Here is a 23,097-nt window from a genome sequence, read left to right on the forward strand (position 1 = left end):
CCGCCATGGAGGATCGATGGTATTTAGCGGCGCTGCTGCAGTGCCGCCAGATCGGTAGCGTGCGTATGCGCCGTCTGTGTGCAGTTGTGCCCGAGGCGCGGGAGATCTGGGCGATGTCCGCTGCAGCCCTGTGTGCGACGGGCATTCTGTCCGATGCACTGGCAGATGATCTGGCACGTCATATGCAGGCGCATCCCGATCTGCCGGAGCGGATTGCGGCGGACTGCGCACGCACGGACGTGTCCATCATCAGTATTGATGACGAACTCTATCCCGTTGTGCTGCGCGAGATCTTCGATCCGCCGCTCGTCCTCTACTATCGTGGTACGCTCGTACCGGATGCGCGTCGGATTGGCATGGTCGGCGCACGCAAATTCACCGCCTATGGTGAGGCGGCAGCGATGGAGTTTGCCGAGAGGCTTGCGGCGGCGGGTGTGACTGTCGTGAGCGGAGCAGCGCGCGGCATTGATACACGTGCGCATCGCGGGGCACTGCGCGGCGGCAGGACGGTCGCGGTGCTCGGCTGCGGCGTGGATATTGCGTACCCGCCGGAGAACCGCCGTCTGCTCGCGCAGATCATCGAGACGGGAGGCGCAGTGATCTCCGAGTATGCACCGGGGACGCAGCCGCTGCCCGCCTTTTTCCCTGCGCGCAACCGCATCATCAGCGGGCTGTCCGAGGGGGCGCTCGTCGTCGAGGCTGCAAAGCGCAGCGGATCGCTCATCACGGCGGAGATGGCGCTGAGCGAAGGGCGGGACGTGTATGCGATTCCGGGCAGCATATACTCGCCGCAGAGCAACGGATGTCACAATCTCATCCGCGCGGGTGCGCGCCTCGTGGAGTCACCGCAGGAGATCCTTGAGGAAATGCACCTCGCAGAACCGCCGCGCCGCCCCGCACGCGATCAACTGACACCGGAGGAAGCTCGCATCTATCAGGTACTGTCCTTCGAGCACGCACTCACGATGGATGAGATCGTGGACAGTATGCCGGAGCATGTTACGGCAAATATTCCGCTGCTCCTGCTCCAAATGCAGCTGAAGGGAATTATTACAGAGAATGAAATGCACGCCTATCGGCGCGTTGAAAGGAACTGACGGATTGGCTACGCTGACATCTGCATCGAAAACGAAAACATCCAAATCGAAAGGCGCAAAAACTACAAAAAACACGAGTGCGTCGGGGAAGAAATCATCCAAAAAAATCCTTGTGATCGTCGAGTCTCCCGCGAAGGCAAAGACCATCGAGCGTCACCTTGGGAAGAACTACATCGTGAGAGCGTCGATGGGGCATCTGCGCGATCTGCCGAAGAGCCAGTTCGGCATTGATGTCGAGAATGAATTTGCACCGAAGTATATCAATGTGCGCGGCAAGGGTGAGCTCATCCGCGCGCTCAAAAAAGAGGCGAAGAACGCGGACAAGATCTATCTCGCAAGCGATCCTGACCGCGAGGGCGAGGCAATCGCGTGGCATCTGGCGTTCATCCTCGGCGTAGACCCCGAGAAGGACTGCCGCATTGTGTTCCACGAGATCACAAAGCCCGCGATCGAGGAGGCGGTGCAGCATCCGCGCCCGATTCACATGGAGCAGGTGGATGCGCAGCAGGCGCGCCGTATGCTCGACCGCATTGTCGGCTATAAGCTCTCGCCGCTGCTCTGGCGCAAGGTACGCAAGGGACTGTCCGCCGGGCGCGTGCAGTCCGTGACCGTGCGTCTCATCTGTGATCGGGAGCGCGAGATCGAGGCGTTCCAGTCCGAGGAGTATTGGACGGTCGAGGCAAAGCTGAAAAAGGGGAAGAATGCCTTTACGGCGGATGTCACGCATGTGCGCGGAAAGAAGCTCGTGCTGCACAGCGAGGCGGAGACGAAGGCGCTGACGGACGATCTCGCAGGGCAGGACTTTACCGTGAAGGAGGTCAAGCGCAGCGAGCGCCGCAAGAAGGCGGCGCCGCCCTTTACGACGAGCTCTCTGCAGCAGGATGCCGCGCGCAAGCTCGGCTTTACCTCGGGGCGCACGATGATGATTGCCCAGCAGCTCTACGAGGGCGTTGTACTCGGCAGACAGGGCGCAACGGGTCTCATCACGTACATGAGAACGGATTCGACGCGCATCTCGAACCTCGCTGTGGATGAGGCGCGCAGCTATCTCAGTGAGACATACGGGAGGGACTATGTTCCCCCGCGTCCGAATATCTATGCGATGGGCAAAAAGGCGCAGGACGCGCATGAGGGCATCCGCCCGACGAGCATCGTGCGTACGCCGGCGGATGTCGAACCGTATCTGAACCGTGACCAGCTGCGCCTCTACACGCTCATCTGGCAGCGCTTTGCCGCGAGTCAGATGTCTGCCGCCGTCTACGATACGATTGCAGCACAGATTGCGGCGGGGGACTACCAGCTGCGCGCACATGGCTCGAAGCTGAAGTTCAAGGGCTATACCGCCGTCTATGTGGGCGCGGAGATTGCAAAGAAGGAAAAGGATACACTGCTGCCGGAGCTTGAGGCGGGCGATGCACTTGCGCTCTCCGATCTGAAACCCGAGCAGCATTTCACCGAGCCGCCGCCGCGCTACAACGACGCGTCGATTGTCAAGACGCTCGAGGAGATGGGGATTGGGCGTCCGAGCACCTATGCGCCGATCATCGAGACGATTCAGAAGCGCGGCTATGTTGAGCGTCGCGAGAAGCAGTTTCGCCCGACAGAGCTCGGTTTCATCGTCACCGATATGCTCGAGGAATACTTCAAGGACATTGTGGACGTGAAGTTCACGGCGAATCTCGAGGGAGAGCTGGACGAGGTTGCGGACGGCACGCTCGACAAGAACGATCTGCTCCGCAAATTCTACGATCCGTTCGACGAAACGCTGAAGCAGGCGGAGGAGGTCATCGGGGAGGTCGAGATTCCCGACGAGGTCACGGACATTCCCTGCGACAAATGCGGCCGCATGATGGTGGTCAAGCAGGGGCGCTTCGGCAAGTTCCTCGCCTGCCCCGGGTTTCCGGACTGCCGCAATGCCAAGCCGCTGCTGCGCGATACGGGGGTTGCGTGTCCGAAATGCGGCGGTAAGATCGTCGAGCGCAAGAGTCGGCGCGGGCGTGCGTTCTTCGGTTGCGATCATTATCCGGACTGTGACTATACAACGTGGGACGAACCGCAGCAGGAGAAATGCAAGGTCTGCGGCTCGTTCATGCAGAAGCATCGCTACCGCACGGGGCGCAGCATCCTCTATTGCAGCAACGAGGCGTGCAGTTCGCGGGTCGGCAGCCCGATCGAGAAGGAGCTCGCACGCCAGAAGGAGCGTGCGGCAGCAAAGGCGGACGGTGCACCCAAGGGAGAGACGAAGGGCAAAGCTGTGAAGAAGTCTGCGCCACGCCGCAAGGGTACGCGCGCATGAAGAAGGTCATTGTCATAGGCGCAGGGCTCGCGGGAAGCGAGGCAGCATGGCAGGCAGCGGAGGCGGGCACACGGGTCGAACTCTATGAAATGCGCCCGCTGCGCAGATCGCCCGCACACAAGACGGACGGCTTTGCCGAGCTCGTCTGCAGCAATTCCCTGCGCGGCGCAGGACTCGAAAACGCCGTCGGCGTCCTCAAGGAGGAGATGCGCCGCCTACACGCGCTCATCATGGAGGCGGCGGATGCAACCGCCGTTCCTGCCGGCGGGGCGCTCGCGGTCGACCGCACGGCATTCAGCGACTATGTTACGCGGCGCATTGAAGCACATCCGAACATCAGCGTGCGTCATGAGGAGATCACGGAGCTTCCCTCAACTGATGAGGCGATTGTTGTCTGTGCCTCGGGGCCGCTCACGGACGGCGCACTCGCTGATCAGATCCGTGCGCTGCTCGGCGACGATGCACTCTATTTCTACGATGCCGCTGCTCCGCTCGTCAGCTTTGCGAGCATTGATATGACGGCGGCGTATCGTGCCTCCCGCTATGGGAAAGGGGAGGCGGCATACATCAACTGCCCGATGGATGAGGCGCAGTACGATGCGTTCTGGACGGCGCTGACGACAGCAGAGACGGCAAAGGCGCATGATTTTGAAAAGGAAATATTCTTCGAGGGATGCATGCCCGTTGAGGTCATGGCAGCGCGCGGCAAGGACACTCTCCTCTACGGACCACTCAAGCCTGTCGGGCTCGAGCATCCCGAGACGGGCATGCGTCCTCATGCTGTGGTGCAGCTGCGTCAGGACAATGCGGAGGGGACGATCTACAACATCGTCGGATTTCAGACGCGGCTCAAATGGCCGGAGCAGCGGCGTGTCTTTCAGATGATCCCGGGGCTGACGAATGCCGAGTTTCTGCGCTACGGCGTGATGCACCGCAACAGCTTTATCAACGCACCGCGCCATCTGTGCCCGACCTTTCAGCTCCGCATCAATGAACGCCTTTTCTTTGCGGGGCAGATGACGGGCGTGGAGGGTTATGTCGAGTCCGCAGCCTCGGGGCTTACGGCGGGTGTCAATGCCGCGCGCCTTGCGGCAGATAAGGAACCTCTTGTCTTTCCGCAGACGACCTGTCACGGCGCGCTTGCACACTACATCACGACCTGCGATCCCGATCACTTTCAGCCGATGAACATCAACTTCGGGCTGCTTCCGCGCCTCGAGAATCTGCCGCGGCGCACGCGCAAGCCTCAGAAAAAACTTATGCTTGCAGAACGTGCCTTAGAGGAACTCACAAAGTTTCATGCGGAGCATATGAAAGGACTATACAGCGTATGATATTTCATGCAACAACCATTGTCGCCGTCAAGAAGGACAATAAGGTTGCCATTGCGGGCGACGGGCAGGTGACCTTCGGCGAGCGTGCCATTATGAAGGCAAATGCGCGCAAGGTGCGCCGCCTCTATCACGGAAAGATTCTCGCGGGATTTGCGGGATCGGTCGCGGATGCGTTTACCCTGTTTGAGAAATTCGAGGTCAAGCTCGAATCCTACAGCGGCAACCTGCAGCGCGCCGCCGTGGAGCTTGCGAAGGACTGGCGCACGGACAAGGTGCTGCGCAAGCTCGAAGCGCTGCTGCTCGTGGCGGATAAGGACGGCATTCTCATGATCTCCGGCAATGGTGAGGTCATTGAGCCGGACGGGGACTGTACGGCAATCGGCTCGGGCGGCTTTTTTGCACTCGCTGCCGCGCGTGCCCTCGTTGCGCACAGTACGATGGACGCACCCGCGATTGCGCAGGAATCGCTGTCGATTGCGGCGGACATCTGCGTCTATACGAATCATAATATTACGGTGGAGGTACTGGAATCATGAGTCAGATCGGGGTCAACGAACAGACGCCGCGCGAGATCGTTGCCGAGCTCGACAAATACATCGTCGGCCAGCACGAGGCAAAGCGCTCCGTCGCCATCGCACTCCGCAACCGCTGGCGCAGTCGGCAGCTGGATGATGATATGCGCGAGGATGTCGTGCCGAAGAACATCCTGATGATCGGCTCGACCGGCGTCGGCAAGACCGAGATTGCGCGCCGTCTCGCACGCCTCGTGCGCGCCCCGTTCCTCAAGGTAGAGGCGACGAAGTTCACGGAGGTCGGCTATGTGGGGCGCGATGTCGAGTCCATTGTGCGCGATCTTGTTGAAACCTCTGTGCGCATGGTGCGTCAGCAGAAGATCAATGAGGTGCAGGAAAAGGCGAAGGAGAACGCCGAGGAGCGTCTGATCGACGTATTCGTTCCGCCCGCGAAAAAAACCGCGAATCCGCTCAGCAATCTGTTTTCATCCGAGCAGGAGGAAAAGCAGGAGCAGGAGGAGCCGCCGAAGTATCAGGCGGGGCGCGAATGGGTGCGCAAACGCCTCAACAAGGGGGAACTTGAGAACGATGTGATCGAGATCGATGTGGAGGAATCCGCGCGGCCGATGGGCAGCATGTTTGCAGGTTCGTCTCTGGAGAGCATGAGCGACAACTTGCAGTCCATGATTGGCAAGCTCGTGCCGAAGAATCGTCGCAAGCGCAAGGTCACGGTCGATCAGGCGCGCAAGATCTTCACGGCAGAGGAAGCAGACAAACTCATTGATATGGATGTTGTTGCCGAGGAGGCGGTGCACACCGCCGAGTACAGCGGCATTGTCTTCCTCGATGAGATCGACAAGGTGGCAGTCAGCAACGGGCGCAGCGCGGGTGCGGATATCTCGCGTGAGGGCGTGCAGCGTGACATCCTGCCCATTGTCGAGGGTTCTACGGTAATGACGAAGTATGGCCCTGTCAAGACAGATCATATTCTCTTCATCGCGGCGGGGGCATTCCATACGGCGAAGCCATCCGATCTCATTCCGGAGCTGCAGGGGCGCTTCCCAATTCGCGTCGAGCTCAAGTCGCTCGTCAAGGAGGACTTTGAGCGCATCCTCACGGAGCCGAAGAACGCGCTCATCAAGCAGTATCGCGCATTGCTCGGCGTTGAGGGCGTATCCCTGACCTTTCAGGAGGATGCTATCGGACGCATTGCGGAGCTGGCGGAGACGGTCAACGAGCAGACGGAGGACATCGGGGCACGACGCCTCTATACTCTCCTTGAAAAGCTCCTCGAGAACCTGTCCTTTGAGGCACCCAATCTTACGGAAAAGGATGTTGTCATCGATACCGCCTATGTGGATCGCTGCCTTGCCGACATCGCGGGCGATCACGACGTATCGCGTTTTATTCTGTAATACGATTTCGATGCATAAGGAAGCACTGATAAATTCAGCCACGCCATCTTGACGCATCTTTTTTGCCCGCACTTCGTCGGCAAATCCTCCACATAGCCTCTGCTATGCGTCCGGTTTGCCTCCTAGTTCGGACGAAAAAATCTACGCCAATCTGACGGACTTCATTTTATCAGCGATTCCATAAGAACGGTTTGGAATCTTTCCAAGCCGTTTTTTCTATTGCCTAAGTTTGCATTTTATGAGATAATCCATTGTGACATAATCTGCACATGGGAGGTGAGCATCAGCATGGATGGGCAGGGCGGTCTCTTTGAGCGCGCCGCATACCAACCGCTTGCCGAGCGTCTGCGTCCGCAGACACTCGAAGAATTCGTCGGGCAGGAACACCTCCTCGGCAAGGGGAAAATACTGCGCCGCCTCATCGAGAGCGACCATATCACCTCCATGATCTTCTGGGGGCCGCCCGGCGTTGGCAAGACGACGCTTGCCCGCATCATCGCCGCTCGGACGCAGGCGAAATTCATCAACTTCTCTGCCGTGACGAGCGGTATCAAGGACATCCGCACAGTCATGCAGGAGGCGGATCGCCGCCGCATCTACGGGGAGCGCATCATCGTCTTTGTCGATGAGATCCATCGCTTCAACAAGGCACAACAGGATGCATTTCTCCCGTTTGTGGAGAAGGGGAGCATCGTCCTGATAGGGGCGACAACAGAGAATCCCTCGTTCGAGATCAACAGTGCTCTCCTGTCGCGCTGTCGCGTCTTTGTCCTGCAAGGTCTGACGATGGATGACATCGCGCGCCTCCTCCGTCACGCCCTCTCCGCGGAGCGCGGGCTGCGCGATCTGCACGTCCATCTATCAGAGGAAGGTCTCGCGGCTGTTGCTGCCTTTGCAAACGGCGATGCACGGAGTGCGCTCTCGACGCTTGAGATGCTCGTGATGAATGCGGATGAGCGGGACGGCGAGATCTATGTGACCGAGGAGAACCTCGCACAGTGCATTTCGCGGAAATCCCTCCTCTACGATAAGAGCGGGGAGGAGCATTACAACCTTATCTCCGCCCTGCACAAGTCCATGCGCAACTCCGATCCGGATGCAGCCGTCTACTGGCTCGCGCGCATGCTCGAGGCGGGGGAGGATCCGCTCTACGTCGCACGGCGCGTGACGCGCTTTGCCGCAGAGGACGTGGGGCTTGCCGATCCACGCGCACTCGAGATCGCTGTTGCAGCCTATCAGGCGTGCCACTACATCGGTTTTCCCGAGTGCAACGTCCATCTGACGGAGGCTGTCATCTACCTCTCGCTCGCGCCGAAATCGAACGCGATGGAAACAGCGTATCTCGCCGCCGCCGCAGACGCGCGTACAATGCTCGCAGAGCCTGTACCGCTCGTTATTCGGAATGCGCCGACCAAGCTCATGAAGGAGCTCGACTATGGCAAGGGCTATCAGTACGCACATGACACGGAGGAGCATATTACGAATATGCAGTGCCTGCCGGATGCGCTCGTCGGAAAGGCCTACTATCATCCGACGGAGCAGGGGATGGAGGGGCGCTTTCGCGAGCGGTTGGATTGGATCAAAAACTGGAAGAAAAATCATCCACCAAGAAACAAATCGGATAAATAAATAAAAATAGCCAAAAATATGTAATAAATAATAATAAATAGTTCGTCTGACGAATATATTTCGTCTCTGAGAGAAAGGAAGGAACTCCGGCGTTGGATGGGAAGCTGAAATTATACGGGTTTAACAACCTCACCAAGGCGTTGAGCTTCAATATCTATGATATTTGCTATGCGAAATCTGCGCGTGAACAGCGGGATTATATCAAATACATTGACGAGCAATATAACTCCGATCGTCTCACGAAGATTCTATCGCAGGTCACAGATATGATCGGCGCACGGATTCTCAACATTGCCAAGCAGGACTACGATCCGCAGGGGGCAAGCGTCACGATGCTGATTGCAGAGGAGGCAGCCGTTGTCTCCGGCAGCAAGAAGCCCGTGAATGCAAAGGAGCCTGTGCCGGAGACCATCCTTGCACATCTCGACAAGAGTCATGTGACGGTGCACACCTATCCCGAGTTCCATCCCGACACCAGTATTGCTACCTTTCGCGTGGATATCGATGTGGCGACCTGCGGGGAGATCACGCCGCTGCAAACGCTCGACTATCTCATCAGTCAGTTCGACTCGGATATCATTACGATGGATTACCGTGTGCGCGGCTTTACGCGTGATCTGCAGGGGCGCAAGCTCTTTGTGGACAGCAAGATGACCTCCATTCAGGAGTTTATCAAGCAGGAGACGCTCGACGAGTACGACGCCGTGGATATCAACCTCTATCAGGCAAGCCTGTTTCACACGCGCATGCTCATCAAGGAGCCGCAGCTGCAGAACTATCTCTTCAATACGGATGTCGATGAGATTCCGCCGAAGACACGCCTGCTCATCAGCACGAGTCTGCGCCGTGAGATGATCGAGATCTTCAGCGGTCGGAATGTCTATTGATGTTTCGCTCGTATTGACCGTGTTTTGAGGGAGCTGGTCATATGCCCATGTTCAAGAAGTCTCTCCTCATTCTCCTTGTTCTCGCACTTGCGGTACTTGGGGGAACAATGTACGGATACTATCGGGAGCAGCAGACAATAGCCCTCGATCCGGCGGTGATCGAGCAGGCCGAGGCAAAGCGCACCGTCACCGTATATGTGTGCGGTGAGGTAAAAAAGCCGGGTCTGGTGACACTGACCGAGGGACAGCGCGTTGCCGACGCCGTGAATGCGGTCGGCGGCGTGATCGAGACGGCAGACATCGACCACATCAATATGGCTGCGCTCTTGGAGGACGGCATGCAGGTGCGCGTTCCACTGCGCATCGGGGGCGCGGAGGAGCGTTCCAAATCCGCAGGTACAGGAAAAAATGCAGAGGGGCAGATCAATCTCAATACGGCGACGGAAAAGGAGCTGCAGGAACTCCCCGGCATCGGTCCCGCCATGTCCGCACGCATCATCGAATATCGTGAGGAGCACGGCGACTTTCAAAATATCGAAGATGTAAAGCAGGTGCGCGGCATTGGCAATGCCAAATTTGAAAAGCTGAAAGATAAGGTAACGATATGAAGACGGGGCAGTATCAGCTCTCGTTCCTCTGTGGGCTCCTTGCGTCATACATCCTCGGAAGTGTATGCAGTGCGTGGATGCATATTTCGTTCACCGCATATTTTTCATATATGGCAGCGCTTTTACTGGCTGCTGCTCTAGCCTCCGGCATCCTTGTTCTGAAACAAAGTGAGAGAACATGGATTGCCTTTGTGGGGCTTTTTTTCATGTTGGGCATCTTTCGCTTTGCCGCCGCGTACGAGCTTCCGTCGCAGGATATTTCACACAGGGCGGGGGAGAGCGTGCGCGTCAGGGGGACGATCACAGATGCACCGCGCATTCGGACGGATGCGGACGGAATTCAGCATATACGATATACGGTTGCCGCAGAAAGCATTGTGCAGGGGGAAATGGAAGAGCCAATCAGCGGGAAGCTCTATGTCTATATGCGCAGTGACGGCGTGGAGGAGGAACATCTCGGGCAAATCGGTGACCGCATTGCAGCAGAGGGAAAAGTTCACCGCCCGCAGAGCTATCAGAATCCGGGGCAGCTCGATACGCGCTTTTTGCTGCACGTCGACGGGATTACGGCGACCCTCTTTGCAAAAAAAGGTGATCTCTCCGTTGAAAACAATGAAAATCCGACCTATGCGCAGGCATTTATGCGCTGGGCTGCAAATGTGCGCGCACATTATCTCGACCGCATGACGGAGGTGATGCCGCGCACGGATGCCGCCGCGATCTTTGCGATGCTCTTCGGCGGCTATGAGGGGATACGGACTGAGCTGCTCGAGGTGTTTACCGTCACAGGCATCGTACACATCCTCTCCGTCTCCGGCTCGCATATCAGCCTGCTTGCAGCCGTCATTGCGTGGCTGGCACTCTTCCTTCGTCTGCCGCGCGGGATTTCTGCGGTGGCAGTCATCCTTGCCATTCTCGTATATGTGGTTCTCGCGGGACTTGTCCCGCCAGCTGTGCGTTCCGGCATCATGGGAGGTGTTGCCTTTCTCGGACTCATTCTCGGTCGGGAGCGCGATGCACAATACCTGCTCGTATTGACAGGGCTTCTCATGCTGCTCGTCTCTCCGCTCCTCGTCTTTCACATCAGCTTTCAGCTGTCCTTCTTGGCGACGGCGGGGCTGCTCTTTCTCGCGCCTCTTCTGATGGAGAAGATGGAACGGCTGCCGCGCCTGATTGCAGCAAGCTTCTCCATCACGATGGGGGCACAGCTGGCAACCCTGCCGATTCTCGCGTGGCACTTCAACCAAATTTCTCTGTCCGCTTTGCTCTCCAATCTCGTTGTCGTTCCTATTGTCGATCTCATCATCATCCTCGGTCTTGGCGGCGGCATTGCAGCGGTTCTTGTGCCCGTTCTCGGCAAGATCGTCTTTGCCTTGGACAGTCTGCTCCTTGGGATTACCTTTGAGATGACGCGGATGCTTGCGGTTCTGCCGCTTTCGCAAATTTGGCTGCCCTCGATGGGGGTGTTGGCTGCACTTTTCTACTATCTGCTTCTCGTGATGTTGGTTCTCCCAAAGGAAAAACGGGGTTGTTTCGTTTTATTGATTCAACCGTTTCGAAGATTTTTTATAATTGTTTCGATTTTTACTGTTGCTGCTTTATTTTCGTGGCAGATGATGCGTCCCGACGAGGTGGAGGTTCATTTTATCGATGTCGGGCAGGGGGATGCCGCCCTCGTTGTGACCCCGCACGGTCATGCGATGCTCTTTGATACGGGCGGGACGCGTGACGGAGCATTTGACATCGGCGCGCGCGTCGATCTGCCGTATCTGCGCCATTATGGCATCCATGCGCTCGACTATATCTTCCTCTCGCACGCACATGAGGATCATGCGGCGGGTGCCGGTGCCATTCTCACTCGTATGCCGGTCAAACATGTCTACACTGCCGATGAGGGAACAGCGGCATATGCGCGCAGCATGCGGGTCGGCGACGGCAGTCCTCTGCTCATGAAGCTGAGCAGGGCAGAGGAAGGGCAGTCCATCACCGTGGATGGGGTGACGGTTGATGTTCTCTATGCGCCAGCATACGAGACGGTGGAGCACGCAACAGGCAATGAGGTCTCAAATGTCTACCGCGTCCGCTACGGGAATGCGAGCTTTCTCTTCACGGGTGACCTTGTCGCGGAGCACGAGGAGAAAATGATTGCGCGCGGCATTGATCTGCATACGACGGTGCTCAAGGTGCCGCATCACGGCTCTGATACATCCAGCTGCGCAGATTTTGTGGAGGCATCACATCCTCTCTATGCTGTTTACTGTGTGGGCGCAGATAATTCCTTCGGGCATCCGCGTCCCTCTGTTGTGGAGCGATATGAGCGGATGGGGGCAAAGACATTGCGTACCGATCGGGACGGTGCCATTGTCTTTCGCACGGACGGGACGCACCTATCGGTCAGCACATATGCGGCAGAGAAATTTTTGCGCGACTGATTGCGCCGGTCTTTTCTTTCCTTTATAATAAAAGCGATGTTATGTATACGGAATGAGGATATTATGGATATACGCGGTGTAGTATTTGATGTCGATGACACACTCTATGATATGTTACAACCATTCCTCGGTGCCTATCGGGAACTCTGCGGGGAGCGGTATGATTTGCCCGTGCAGGAACTCTTTTTGGCGTTTCGCCGACACAGCGATGATCGCTTTGTGGATTCGCAGACCGGCAAAATGACGATGGAGGAGCTCTATATCTATCGCGTGCGCATGATGTTGCGCGATTATGACATCGATGTGACGGATGAAGAGGCATTGGCGTTTCAGCGGCTCTATATGGATCTGCAGTACCGCATCTGTCTCTCGCCCGTGATGCAGGATCTGCTTGATGCGCTGCACAGCCGCGCCGCCATCGGCATCATTACGAACGGGGAATCCCGCCATCAGCGGAATAAGCTGCGCTCCCTCAACGTCTCTCCATGGGTGCCGGAGGAGCATATCATTGTCTCGGGCGACCTTCCGTTCCGCAAGCCGGACGTGCGCATCTTCCGCGAGATGGAGCACCGTCTGCACCTCGCACCGGAGCATCTGATCTATGTGGGCGATGCCTTCGATCTGGACATGGTCGGCGCACAGCAGGCGGGCTGGCAGTCCGTCTGGTTCAACCACCGTCGTCGTTCCATTCCTGAGAACAGTAATATCCGTCCGAATGCCGAGGTGCATACGGAGGAGGAACTCGCCGCCGTGCTCAAGGAATATCTTAGAAAATAAATGCTTGCTTTTTGCGTGAAAAATTGATAGAATACATATCGTTGTCGGGATGTGGCACAGTTTGGTAGCGCGCATCGTTCGGGACGATGAGGCCGCAGGTTCGAATCCTGTCATCCCGACCATCTATGCAACATATAAAGACCAGCCGATGGGCGGGTCTTTTTCTATTTATGACGGATTGTGAGGAAGCCATGACATTTGAGGAAAAAAGCTGTGCCGAGGATTTGATTTCATTTATCAATCGGTCGACATCCCCGTATCATGTGGTAGAGCAGAGCAACGGTGCGTTGCCGGCTGTACCCCTGTTTGGAGCAGAGGGCATACGCGCGCGGCAGTGCTATTATTTCCCGCTCTATAACACGGGCACGCTCATCATCTCGATCGGTGAGAACCCGCGCGGACCTCTGCGCATTGCGTGCGCGCATACGGACTTTCCTTGTCTGCGCGTGAAGCCGAATCCCGTGCTCAAGGAGCATGGTTACGGCAAGCTGAACGCCGAGGTATACGGTGGGATGATCCGCAATACGTGGATGGATCGCCCGCTCTCTCTGGCGGGCGCGGTCGCCCTGCGCAGCAATGACGTATTCGCGCCAACGCTGCGGCTCGTGGATTTTCGCCGTCCGCTCATGATTGTGCCGAATCTCGCGATTCACATGAACCGAAAGGTGAACGAGGGCGTTGAGCTGAAACCGCAGAAGGATCTGCTGCCGCTCCTTTTCCAAAGTGATGGAGAGGGCGAGGATGATGCGCAAAAACTGCTGAATCTGCTCGCTGAGGAGCTGGATGTTCAGGCAGAGAATATCCTCTCCTATGACCTGAATGCCTATCCGTATGAGCAGGGGTGTCTTCTGGGCTGTGAGGATGTCTTCCTCTCATCGCCGCGTCTGGACAATCTCTCCTCGGTCAAGGCGTGCCTTGATGCTCTCCGAGATTTTGACGGGGACGGCATACGCGTCGCGGCATTCTTCGATAATGAGGAGGTGGGGAGCCGCACGAAGCAGGGAGCGGGATCGACGGCACTCGCCATGATATTGGAGCATGTCTACGATGTGATCGGACTTGAGCGCAGGGAATATCTTGCAAAGATTCTCGAAGGCTTCTGTCTGTCGGTAGACGTTGCCCACGCACTTCATCCGAATGCGCCCGAAAAAGCCGATCCGACGAATCACCCCCTGCTCGGCGGCGGTGTTGTCCTAAAGGTCGCATCCAATCAGTCCTATGCCGGAGATCCCGAGGCGTTTGCCGTTGTCGCAGGACTCTGTGAGCGGGATGATATCCCGTATCAGGTCTTTACAAATCATTCGGATGCGCCGGGCGGTGCGACGCTTGGCTCGATTCTGTCAACGCAGATCCCGATGCGCACGATGGACATCGGCGCACCGATCCTCGGCATGCACTCCGCACGCGAGACGATGGGGACGACAGACCAGATGGCGCTCACACGTCTGATTCGCTCTTTTTTCTCTGTCTAGGAAAGACATCTGTGCAGAAGCGTGCTATAATAGGGCACATTGAACATAGAAGGAGAGGATTTCTTGCGCGCTGTAGTCACACGAGTCAAAGAAGCGTCTGTTAAAATCGAGGGAAAAATCTGCGGTCAGATCGAGACGGGCTATCTGATCCTACTCGGCATAGCGCCGGAGGATACAGCGGAGGATGCAACACATCTCGCGGAGAAAATCGTGCATCTGCGCGTGTTTTCCGATGAGGCGGGGAAGATGAACCGCGCGCTTGCCGAGGTAAACGGCTCCGTTCTTGTCATCTCGCAGTTCACGCTGTTTGCCGATCTCAAAAAGCGACGGCCGGGGTTCTCGAAGGCGGCAAAGCCAGAGATCGCCATCCCTCTGTATGAGGAGTTCATGGCGCAGCTCGAAGCGCGTGATGTGCATGTTGAGCGCGGGGAGTTCGGCGCGGATATGCAGGTGTATTCGCTCAACGACGGTCCCGTGACACTCCTCTTCGATACGAATGAGGTATAGGATGAATACAGAGATACTCCAAAAATACGCTGCACTCGTCATTCGCGTCGGCGTCAACCTACAGGAAGATCAGCCGCTTGTCATCCATGCGCCGATCTCCTGCGCGGACTTCGTGCACGCACTGGCGGAGGAAGCCTATGCGGCCGGGGCATATGATGTTGCCGTCAACTGGAACGACGAAGAATTCGCCCACATCCGCTTCCGACAGGCGAAGGCGGAGCGGTTCCGTGAATTCCCCGCATGGCGCAAGGCGTTCTATGAGGATCATGCCGAGCGCAATGCCGCATTCATCTCGATTGCGGCGTCGAATCCCGATATCTTTTCGGATGTTGATCCGAAGCGCCTCACAGATGCGAGCATGGCTGCGGGAAAGGCACTCATGGACTACCGTGCGCGCCTGATGAGCAATAAAAACACGTGGTGTGTGGCCTCTGTACCTACAACGGCATGGGCGCGCAAGGTGTTCCCCGACTGTTCCCCCGAGGAGGCGGTCGAAAAACTCTGGGCGGCGATTCTGAGCGCCGCGCGCATTTCCGAGACGGAGAACCCGATATCTGCGTGGCATGCGCATATCGAGCGCCTGCAGCAGCGGACGGCCTTTCTCAATGCACACGCCTTCACGGAACTTCACTATCGCAATGGACTCGGCACGGATCTGCGCATTGCCCTGCCCGAGGGGCATATCTGGATGGGCGGTGCGGAGCGCTCGGCGGCGGGGACACTCTTTGCGGCAAACATACCGACGGAGGAAGTATATACAATGCCAAAGCGCACGGGTGTCAACGGCACTGTATTTGCATCGAAGCCGCTCCACTACAACGGCAACCTGATTGAGGATTTCAGCCTCACGTTCCGTGACGGGAGGGTTGTCGATTATCGTGCGCAGCGGGGGCGTGAACATCTAAAGGAGCTCTTGGAAACGGACGAGGGAGCTTCCTATCTGGGTGAAGTGGCACTGGTGCCGCATGATTCGCCGATCTCGCAGAGCGGGATTCTCTTCTACAATACGCTGTTCGATGAGAACGCCTCTTGCCACCTTGCACTTGGGAAGGCATATCCAACCTGCATTGAGAACGGCGAAAACATGACAGAAGATGAACTGCGTAAACACGATGTAAATCACTCCCTCGTGCATGAGGACTTTATGATCGGCACAGCTGATCTTACAGTCGTCGGTCGAAAACGCTCCGGTGAGACGGTCACGATCATGGAGCACGGCAACTTTGCCTTTTGATTTTGTGAGATGGAGCATATGCAGAGATATTTTCGCTACAGTACACTTTTCTTTATGAGTCTCTTCTTCGTTCTCGCGAGCCTCTCATATGGAGAGGCGGCGGGGAAAATCACGACGGAGGACTTTTCCTATCAGGGGATTGCGCTGGGGGATTCCGAGGAAGCGCTGCGCAGCAAATGGGGCGCGCCCGATGACGAGAATGTGCTCGCCGTCTGGGGGATTCCGCTCAGGACGCTCACCTACGGAGACCTTGTTGTGTCCACCTCGGCGGTGAACGGCAAGATTGTGGACATCAATTTGATCGGCGAGAAATATCGTCTGCGCAAGGATGTGCACTACGGCTCGACGAGCAGCTATCTTGTGAAGGTCTATGGAAAGGCACAGCGCCAATTTCTGGACGGCTACACCTGCTATATCTTCTCCCACCCGACACAGGCGCATACGCGTCTGATCCTGAATCTGGATGCGGAGAACAAGGCGCTGCTCTCGGCGCGCATAACCATGCTCCCCATCAGCGAGGAGGAAGCCGATGCGTTGGCGCTCTTGGACGATGAATCCCTTACGGAGTTCGATCAGAACCATGCGTTCATTGCCTCCAAGGAGATCGACGTGTCGGAGCTGCCGAACAATGATCGTGTGAAGCTCGGAGGATATGTCAAATGACACATGATCTGCACATGCGCGTACTCGGGCACCGCGTCATGCGCTATGCCGGAATTACGCTCGGCTGCCTGATCGCAAGCTGTGCAATCAACCTCTTCCTGATTCCGGCGCATCTCCTGACGGGCGGTGCGACGGGTATCGCGATGATCGTCTACTACCTCTTCGGGCTGCCGATCGGACTGCAGACCTTCCTTTATAATATCCCGCTGCTCTTCATGGCGTGGAAGCTGATGGGAAAGGCATATACGATCGACATCATCATCGGCACAGCGATCTTCTCCTTCTTTCTCGACTTTACACGGCCGCTCAATGCTTACGCGCCTGTGACCGACATGATGCTCACAACCGTCTACGGCGGTGTGTTTGCGGGGCTCGGTTACGGTCTTGTCTTCCGTATGAACGGCAGCACGGGCGGTTTCGACATCCTTGCCGCCATCGTGCGGAAATACTATGATCTGCATATGGGCGGCGTCCTCTTCTCGATGAACTGCCTGATTATGCTCATTGCAGCGTTCCTGTTCGGCATGGCACCCGCGATGTTTACGCTCATCTATATGTTCATCAATGCGACAGTTGTGGATAAGATCGTCGCGGGCTTCAACCACCGCAAGGCGGTGCTCATCATCTCGGATAAGCACAGGGAGATTGCAGAGAGCATCATCGACCAAATGCATCGCGGTGTCACGTTCCTGCATGGACAGGGAGCGTACACACGCCGTGAGCGTAACGTCGTCTTCGTTGCAGTCGGTACGACGCAGGTCGGCAAGCTGAAGTTTATCGTGCACAATGTCGATCCCCATGCCTTCGTCATCATCATGTCTGCAAACGAGGTTATGGGTCGCGGCTTCGGGCGCATCAATCAGAACGATGCCTCGGCATCGGATAATAATTATGAGGACGAGAAGGAGAGGAGATGATATTTATATGGAAGTAACTTATTTGCTGAACAGCGGATTTCTTGTCCGCGTGGACGATGTGCTGCTGGTCTTCGACGCATTTGACGATCCTGCAGGCGTGCTGCCGCAGGCCTTGGAACACGAACGCTACGAGCGGCTGTACTTCTTCGCCTCTCATGCGCATTTTGACCACTTCAATCCGAATATCACACGCTTTTCTGCCAAGGCGACGCGTTATCTCTTGAGCAAGGATATTCGTGCCCACGGGGGCGCTGCACTCATGCCGCCGGAACTGACGAGCTGGATCGGCGTCTATGATACGTGGAAGGACGACCGTATTGCAGTCACATCCTTTTCCTCGACGGACGAGGGGACATCTTTCCTCGTCGAGGTGAATGGAAAGGCGCTCTTCCACGCCGGTGACTTCAACTGGTGGGATTGGACGGGGGACACGAGCGAGAACCGAAAACTCGCAGAGAATGCATTTCGCAAGCAGATGAAGCGCCTTGCAGGCCGCTCCTTCGACCTTGCCTTCTTCCCCGTGGACGGGCGTCTCGGTCCCTCGATGGAGCGCGGTGCAAAGGTATTCTGCGCCGAGACGCATCCGAAGGCGCTCGTCACGATGCACTCCGTCGGCTATCCTGCGTGGCAGCCATCTGCGGATTTCTTCGAGGAGGGGCGTGGGATTCCCGTCTGGTCACCGCAGACGGCGGGCGAGCGGCATTCTTTTTGAAATATGTATTGAAATATAGGAGGGCTTTCGGTAGAATGGGGAAGAAATTTTATCTCTTGACACTCGGCATTGCCGTCGCGGTCATCGCTGTATTGTTTGCGGCGCACAGCGGGAGTGCAGGGATGTCATTCAATATGCTTTTGGATCAGAATAAAGGAGAGAACAGAGCTGTGGCAAATCGCATTGCAGAATTTACGACAAACAAGGGGACCTTCGAGGTGGAGCTCTTCGAGGACAAGGCACCCATTACGACGAAGAACTTCATCGACCTCGTGGAAAAGGGCTTCTATGACGGACTGATCTTCCACCGCGTCATTGACGGCTTTATGATTCAGGGCGGCGATCCGAAGGGCAACGGGACGGGCGGCCCCGGCTACACGATTCCCGATGAGTTCGATCCCGCGCTGAAGCATGACGACGAGGGTATTCTCTCGATGGCAAATGCAGGTCCGAATACGGGCGGCAGTCAGTTCTTCATCACGCTTGCCGCAACGCCGTGGCTCGACAACCATCATGCTGTCTTCGGCAAGGTCGTCGAGGGCATGGACGTCGTGCGCGACATCGGCCACACGCAGACCGGTTATGGCGATCGTCCCGTGCACGATGTCGTGATTGAGAAGATTACGATCAAAGACGCGAAATGAACTACGCATATCTTTTATTGTGTGCGGATGACAGCATCTATGCAGGTTGGACGAACGACCTGCAGAAGCGTCTGCACGCACACAATGAAGGGCATGGTGCGAAGTACACGCGCGGGCGCAGACCTGTCCGCCTCGCCTACGCCGAGGCATTTGCCACGAAAGAGGAAGCGCAGAGCAGGGAGTGTCAGTTCAAGAAGCTGCGCCGAACGGAGCGCCTCTCGCTCATTCGTGCAGGACAGGACGATGCGCAGACAAGAGCGCTGATCGAAGCGGTCAATACAGGAAAACTATAATAAAGGGGATTATTTCATGACAGAGAAGAAGGTCATGCTGACCGAGGACGGCTACAACAAGCTCGTTGAAAAGCTCAACTATCTCAAGAGCGTCCGTCGGATCGAGGTCGCCGAACGCCTCAAGGCGGCGATTGCCCTCGGCGATCTCTCCGAGAACTCGGAATACGATGACGCAAAGAATGAGCAGGCATTTCTCGAGGGCGAGATTCAGGAGCTCGAGACGAAGATCCGCAACTCCGACATCATCCAGGCGGGCGACGGCAAGACTGTTACGATGGGCAGCCGCGTGACTGTGAAGGATCTGGAATTCGATGAGGAGGAGACCTTCCTCATCGTCGGCTCGACGGAGGCGGATCCCGACGAGGGGAAGATCTCGAACGAGTCTCCGCTCGGCATGGCGCTGCTTGGGCAGAACATCGACCATGTGGTCAGTGTCAATGCACCGGCGGGCATCATTCAGTACAAGATCATGGACATTAAGAAGTAAGAGAGGCAAGGATGGCTGAAGAAAGAGAAAATCAGGCGACAGAGCAGGATCTCAATGAGATGATGCGCGTCCGCCGTGAAAAGATGGACGCATTCCGCGCGATGGGGGTTGCTCCATTTGGTCATCGCTTCGAGGTCACGGACTATGCTGCCGATCTCAAGGAGCGCTATGACTATCTGGCGGAAGACGAAGAGGGGAAGGAAGTTCGCATTGCGGGACGTCTGATGGCGATACGCGGACATGGCAAGGCTTCCTTCTCGACCCTCAATGACCGCACGGGGAACATACAGGTGTATTTCAAGATGGATGTCCTCGGCGAACGCAAGTACAAAGAGGAGTTCAAGCGTCTTGACATCGGCGACATCATCGGGATTCGCGGCGTGGTCTTCAAGACGCGGCGCGGTGAGATTACCGTGCGCGTCGAGGACTTTGACCTACTCTCGAAGTCGCTGCGCCCCCTGCCCGAGAAGTTCCACGGCCTCAAGGACGTGGATACGCGCTATCGTCAGCGCTATCTCGATCTCATGGTCAATCATGAGGTGCGTGAGACCTTCCGCAAGCGCACGAAGATCATTCAGTCCATCCGCCGCTATCTGGACGAGCGGGACTATCTCGAGGTTGAGACGCCCGTACTCTCAACGCTCGCGGGCGGCGCTGCGGCACGTCCCTTCATCACGCATCACAACGCTCTCGACATCGACCTCTATCTCCGCATCGCAACTGAACTGAGTCTCAAGCGGCTCATTGTCGGGGGGCTCGACCGCGTCTATGAGATGGGGCGGATCTTCCGCAACGAGGGCATGGACGTACGGCACAATCCGGAGTTCACCTCCATCGAGATCTATCAGGCATTTGCCGACCACCGCGACCTCATGGCAATCACGGAGGGGATTGTTCGTCAGGCGGCAGAGGATGTGCTCGGCACCACGCAGATCACGTATCAGGGCGTCGATATCGACCTGAACAACGTCCGCACGATTAGCATGAACGATGCAGTCCGCGAGGCGACGGGGAAGGACTTCCTCTCCTGTGAGACCGTCGAGGAGGCGCGTGCAATGGCGCGTGAGATTGGCGTTCCCTTCGAGGAGCGGCACGGCATTGGCGGCATTCTCAACGCCGCATTTGAGGAAAAGGTGGAGGAGTCGCTGATGCAGCCGACCTTCATCACGGGGCATCCGACCGAGATCTCGCCGCTGGCAAAGCGCAATGCCGACGATCCGCGCATCACGGATCGCTTCGAGTTCTTCGTCTACGGCCGCGAACTCGCGAACGGCTTCACGGAGCTGAACGATCCGATCGATCAGGAGCAGCGCTTCATGGAGCAGCTCGAGCAGCGTGAGGCAGGGGATGCCGAGGCGCATGTCATGGATCGGGATTTCATCACGGCACTCGAGTACGGACTCCCGCCGACAGGCGGACTCGGCATCGGTGTCGACCGCCTCGTCATGCTTCTGACGGACAGCGCATCGATCCGCGATGTCCTGCTCTTCCCGACGATGAAGCCGCTCGCAGAATAATTTGCAAAACACCTTGACAAGCGAGCGCATCATCGCATATACTTGTCAAGGTTCATGGGTAGGTGGCCGAGTGGTTAAAGGCAACAGACTGTAAATCTGTCATCTTCGGATTACGATGGTTCGAATCCATCCCTGCCCACCACCGGCGGCATAGCTCAGTTGGCTAGAGCATGCGGTTCATACCCGCAGTGTCCGGAGTTCAAATCTCTGTGCCGCCACCATATGACAATCGAACTCAGTCGATGAAAATAATCGGCTGAGTTTTTTCGTGTGTACGAGAGAATTCGGGAGAAATGTATGCTGGGTGAAAAGAATGTCTTTTTCCACGAAAGTTTGAATAATTCTCCTAAATAAGTAATTGATTTTTCTGAACGAGAATGTTATAATGATTCCATAGTTATGAACTATTGGTATACCCTGTTCCGAATCGTGTCACTTATTGCTAGGGATGGGTGACAGGAGAGTTTTTAAGGAGGAAATACTATGAAGGTAACTGTTGTTGGTGCAGGTAACGTAGGCGCAACCGTAGCAAACGTCGTCGCGCTCAAGAAGTTTGCACAGGAAGTCGTCCTCATCGATATCAAAGAGGGCGTCTCCGAGGGCAAGGCGATGGACATGATGCAGTGCTCGCATGCCCTGAACTTTGACACGACGGTCAAGGGTGTTACGAACGACTATGCTGCTACGGCGAACTCCGACGTTGTGGTTGTTACCTCCGGTCTGCCGCGTAAGCCGGGCATGACACGCGAGGAACTCGTCGGCGTCAACGCAAAGATCGTCAAGAGCGTCGTGGAGCAGGCGCTCAAGCACTCCCCGAACGCAATCTTCATCATCATTTCCAACCCGATGGATGCGATGACCTATCTCGCGCTGAAGTCGACGGGACTGCCGCGCAACCGCGTCATCGGCATGGGCGGCATGCTCGACAGCAGCCGTTTCCGTTACTATCTCTCCGAGGCGCTCAACGCCGCAGGACATCCCGCAACCCCGAGCGATGTGGACGGCATGGTCATCGGCGGGCACAATGACAAGACGATGGTTCCTCTCGTCAGCATTGCAACGCTCCGCGGTATCCCTGTGACCCAGCTCCTCTCGAAGGAAGTGCTCGCAGACGTCGTCCAGAAGACGAAGGTCGGCGGCGCAACGCTGACGGGTCTCCTCGGTACGTCCGCATGGTATGCACCGGGTGCATCGGCAGCAACGCTCGTCGAGGCGATCGCGCTGGATGCGAAGAAGGTCATCCCCTGCTGTGTCTACCTCGAGGGCGAGTACGGCGAGAAGGAACTCTGCGTCGGCGTTCCCATCGTGCTCGGCAAGGGCGGCTTTGAGAAGGTCGTCGATGTCAAGCTCGAGGGCGAGGAGAAGGCGAAGTTCGAGGAGAGCGTCCAGGCAGCACGCGAGGTCAACGCACAGCTCGGCGATGCGCTGAAGTAAATCGCTTTTGAACAAATCCATAAAAGGTCTTTGCAGCCGGTCTGCAAAGACCTTTTTCCTATGAAAGGCTTGTTTCTGCACAAATACGATATTGCCCCTTGACATTCCCTGTATATTTCCACTATAATGGCTATGCGCTCATGGAGCGTATATGACTCACTAGCTCAACTGGCAGAGCAACTGACTCTTAATCAGTAGGTTCACGGTTCGATTCCGTGGTGGGTCACCAT

At 56.7% G+C, this 23,097-nt stretch carries 21 protein-coding genes, 4 tRNA genes and 1 pseudogene; 25 read left to right on the forward strand and 1 reads right to left on the reverse strand.

Going from position 1 to position 23,097, the window contains the following annotated elements; genetic code table 11:
* The first annotated feature begins 5 nt into the window (after window positions 1-5).
* From dprA to hslU, 5 genes are read left to right on the forward strand one after another with little or no spacing between them, the layout of a single operon-like run.
* On the forward strand, window positions 6-1,097 hold the full coding sequence (gene dprA / locus H1B31_RS08650; protein WP_185980021.1) for a DNA-processing protein DprA: 1,092 nt from the start codon (window positions 6-8) through the stop codon (window positions 1,095-1,097).
* On the forward strand, window positions 1,060-3,393 hold the full coding sequence (topA, locus tag H1B31_RS08655) for a type I DNA topoisomerase (protein WP_185980022.1): 2,334 nt from the start codon (window positions 1,060-1,062) through the stop codon (window positions 3,391-3,393). Before dprA ends, topA begins: the two co-directional genes overlap by 38 nt.
* A complete protein-coding gene (trmFO, locus tag H1B31_RS08660) occupies window positions 3,390-4,727 on the forward strand; it encodes a methylenetetrahydrofolate--tRNA-(uracil(54)-C(5))-methyltransferase (FADH(2)-oxidizing) TrmFO (RefSeq protein WP_185980023.1) in 1,338 nt (445 codons plus the stop codon). Before topA ends, trmFO begins: the two co-directional genes overlap by 4 nt.
* Complete coding sequence (hslV, locus tag H1B31_RS08665; RefSeq protein ID WP_185980024.1) at window positions 4,724-5,263, forward strand: ATP-dependent protease subunit HslV; 540 nt, start codon at window positions 4,724-4,726, stop codon at window positions 5,261-5,263. The genes trmFO and hslV overlap by 4 nt, the downstream gene beginning before the upstream one ends.
* Window positions 5,260-6,654, forward strand: a complete 1,395-nt coding sequence (gene hslU / locus H1B31_RS08670; RefSeq protein WP_185980025.1) for an ATP-dependent protease ATPase subunit HslU — start codon at window positions 5,260-5,262, stop codon at window positions 6,652-6,654. Before hslV ends, hslU begins: the two co-directional genes overlap by 4 nt.
* A gap of 17 nt (window positions 6,655-6,671) precedes the next feature.
* Here hslU and H1B31_RS11485 read toward each other — a convergent pair.
* Window positions 6,672-6,776 (reverse strand): annotated as a pseudogene (locus tag H1B31_RS11485) (secretion protein HlyD); the annotation flags it as partial.
* 166 nt (window positions 6,777-6,942) lie between these two features.
* On the opposite strand from H1B31_RS11485, the gene H1B31_RS08675 reads away from it, so the two are divergent.
* The 20 genes from H1B31_RS08675 to H1B31_RS08770 all read left to right on the forward strand — a co-directional run bounded on the left by H1B31_RS08675 (window position 6,943) and on the right by H1B31_RS08770 (window position 23,096).
* On the forward strand, window positions 6,943-8,283 hold the full coding sequence (locus H1B31_RS08675) for a replication-associated recombination protein A (protein WP_185980026.1): 1,341 nt from the start codon (window positions 6,943-6,945) through the stop codon (window positions 8,281-8,283).
* 92 nt (window positions 8,284-8,375) lie between these two features.
* Complete coding sequence (speD, locus tag H1B31_RS08680; protein ID WP_009440253.1) at window positions 8,376-9,170, forward strand: adenosylmethionine decarboxylase; 795 nt, start codon at window positions 8,376-8,378, stop codon at window positions 9,168-9,170.
* Window positions 9,171-9,211: 41 nt separating this feature from the next.
* A complete protein-coding gene (locus tag H1B31_RS08685; protein WP_009440252.1) occupies window positions 9,212-9,778 on the forward strand; it encodes a helix-hairpin-helix domain-containing protein in 567 nt (188 codons plus the stop codon).
* On the forward strand, window positions 9,775-12,210 hold the full coding sequence (locus H1B31_RS08690) for a DNA internalization-related competence protein ComEC/Rec2 (protein WP_185980027.1): 2,436 nt from the start codon (window positions 9,775-9,777) through the stop codon (window positions 12,208-12,210). The genes H1B31_RS08685 and H1B31_RS08690 overlap by 4 nt, the downstream gene beginning before the upstream one ends.
* A 63-nt stretch (window positions 12,211-12,273) precedes the next feature.
* On the forward strand, window positions 12,274-12,987 hold the full coding sequence (locus H1B31_RS08695; protein ID WP_185980028.1) for an HAD family hydrolase: 714 nt from the start codon (window positions 12,274-12,276) through the stop codon (window positions 12,985-12,987).
* A gap of 45 nt (window positions 12,988-13,032) precedes the next feature.
* Window positions 13,033-13,109, forward strand: a tRNA-Pro gene (locus H1B31_RS08700).
* A 69-nt stretch (window positions 13,110-13,178) separates the two neighbouring features.
* A complete protein-coding gene (locus H1B31_RS08705) occupies window positions 13,179-14,459 on the forward strand; it encodes a M18 family aminopeptidase (RefSeq protein WP_185980029.1) in 1,281 nt (426 codons plus the stop codon).
* 63 nt (window positions 14,460-14,522) lie between these two features.
* A complete protein-coding gene (gene dtd, locus H1B31_RS08710; RefSeq protein ID WP_185980030.1) occupies window positions 14,523-14,966 on the forward strand; it encodes a D-aminoacyl-tRNA deacylase in 444 nt (147 codons plus the stop codon).
* Window position 14,967: 1 nt separating this feature from the next.
* Window positions 14,968-16,200 (forward strand): aminopeptidase, encoded by a 1,233-nt coding sequence (locus tag H1B31_RS08715; protein ID WP_185980031.1) that lies wholly within the window; start codon window positions 14,968-14,970, stop codon window positions 16,198-16,200.
* A gap of 18 nt (window positions 16,201-16,218) precedes the next feature.
* Window positions 16,219-16,863, forward strand: a complete 645-nt coding sequence (locus tag H1B31_RS08720; RefSeq protein WP_185980032.1) for a hypothetical protein — start codon at window positions 16,219-16,221, stop codon at window positions 16,861-16,863.
* A complete protein-coding gene (locus H1B31_RS08725; RefSeq protein ID WP_009440244.1) occupies window positions 16,860-17,780 on the forward strand; it encodes a YitT family protein in 921 nt (306 codons plus the stop codon). The genes H1B31_RS08720 and H1B31_RS08725 overlap by 4 nt, the downstream gene beginning before the upstream one ends.
* Window positions 17,781-17,787: 7 nt before the next feature.
* Window positions 17,788-18,492, forward strand: coding sequence for an MBL fold metallo-hydrolase (locus H1B31_RS08730; RefSeq protein WP_185980033.1), 705 nt, complete (start codon window positions 17,788-17,790; stop codon window positions 18,490-18,492).
* Between the two features lie 35 nt (window positions 18,493-18,527).
* The gene (locus H1B31_RS08735; RefSeq protein ID WP_009440242.1) at window positions 18,528-19,136 is read left to right on the forward strand and encodes a peptidylprolyl isomerase; all 609 of its coding nucleotides are present in this window, start codon (window positions 18,528-18,530) and stop codon (window positions 19,134-19,136) included.
* Complete coding sequence (locus H1B31_RS08740; protein ID WP_009440241.1) at window positions 19,133-19,429, forward strand: GIY-YIG nuclease family protein; 297 nt, start codon at window positions 19,133-19,135, stop codon at window positions 19,427-19,429. The genes H1B31_RS08735 and H1B31_RS08740 overlap by 4 nt, the downstream gene beginning before the upstream one ends.
* 16 nt (window positions 19,430-19,445) lie before the next feature.
* Entirely contained in the window at window positions 19,446-19,916 is a 471-nt protein-coding gene (gene greA / locus H1B31_RS08745) for a transcription elongation factor GreA (RefSeq protein WP_009440240.1), read from the forward strand.
* An 11-nt stretch (window positions 19,917-19,927) separates the two neighbouring features.
* On the forward strand, window positions 19,928-21,433 hold the full coding sequence (gene lysS, locus H1B31_RS08750; RefSeq protein WP_185980034.1) for a lysine--tRNA ligase: 1,506 nt from the start codon (window positions 19,928-19,930) through the stop codon (window positions 21,431-21,433).
* A 56-nt stretch (window positions 21,434-21,489) separates the two neighbouring features.
* Window positions 21,490-21,575 (forward strand) — tRNA-Tyr (locus H1B31_RS08755).
* 2 nt (window positions 21,576-21,577) lie between these two features.
* Window positions 21,578-21,654: transfer RNA gene (locus tag H1B31_RS08760), tRNA-Met, on the forward strand.
* 262 nt (window positions 21,655-21,916) lie between these two features.
* Window positions 21,917-22,867 (forward strand): malate dehydrogenase, encoded by a 951-nt coding sequence (mdh, locus tag H1B31_RS08765; RefSeq protein WP_009440238.1) that lies wholly within the window; start codon window positions 21,917-21,919, stop codon window positions 22,865-22,867.
* Between the two features lie 153 nt (window positions 22,868-23,020).
* Window positions 23,021-23,096, forward strand: a tRNA-Lys gene (locus H1B31_RS08770).
* Window position 23,097 lies beyond the last annotated feature (1 nt).

Source organism: Selenomonas timonae (assembly GCF_014250475.1).
Lineage (GTDB): Bacteria > Bacillota > Negativicutes > Selenomonadales > Selenomonadaceae > Centipeda > Centipeda timonae.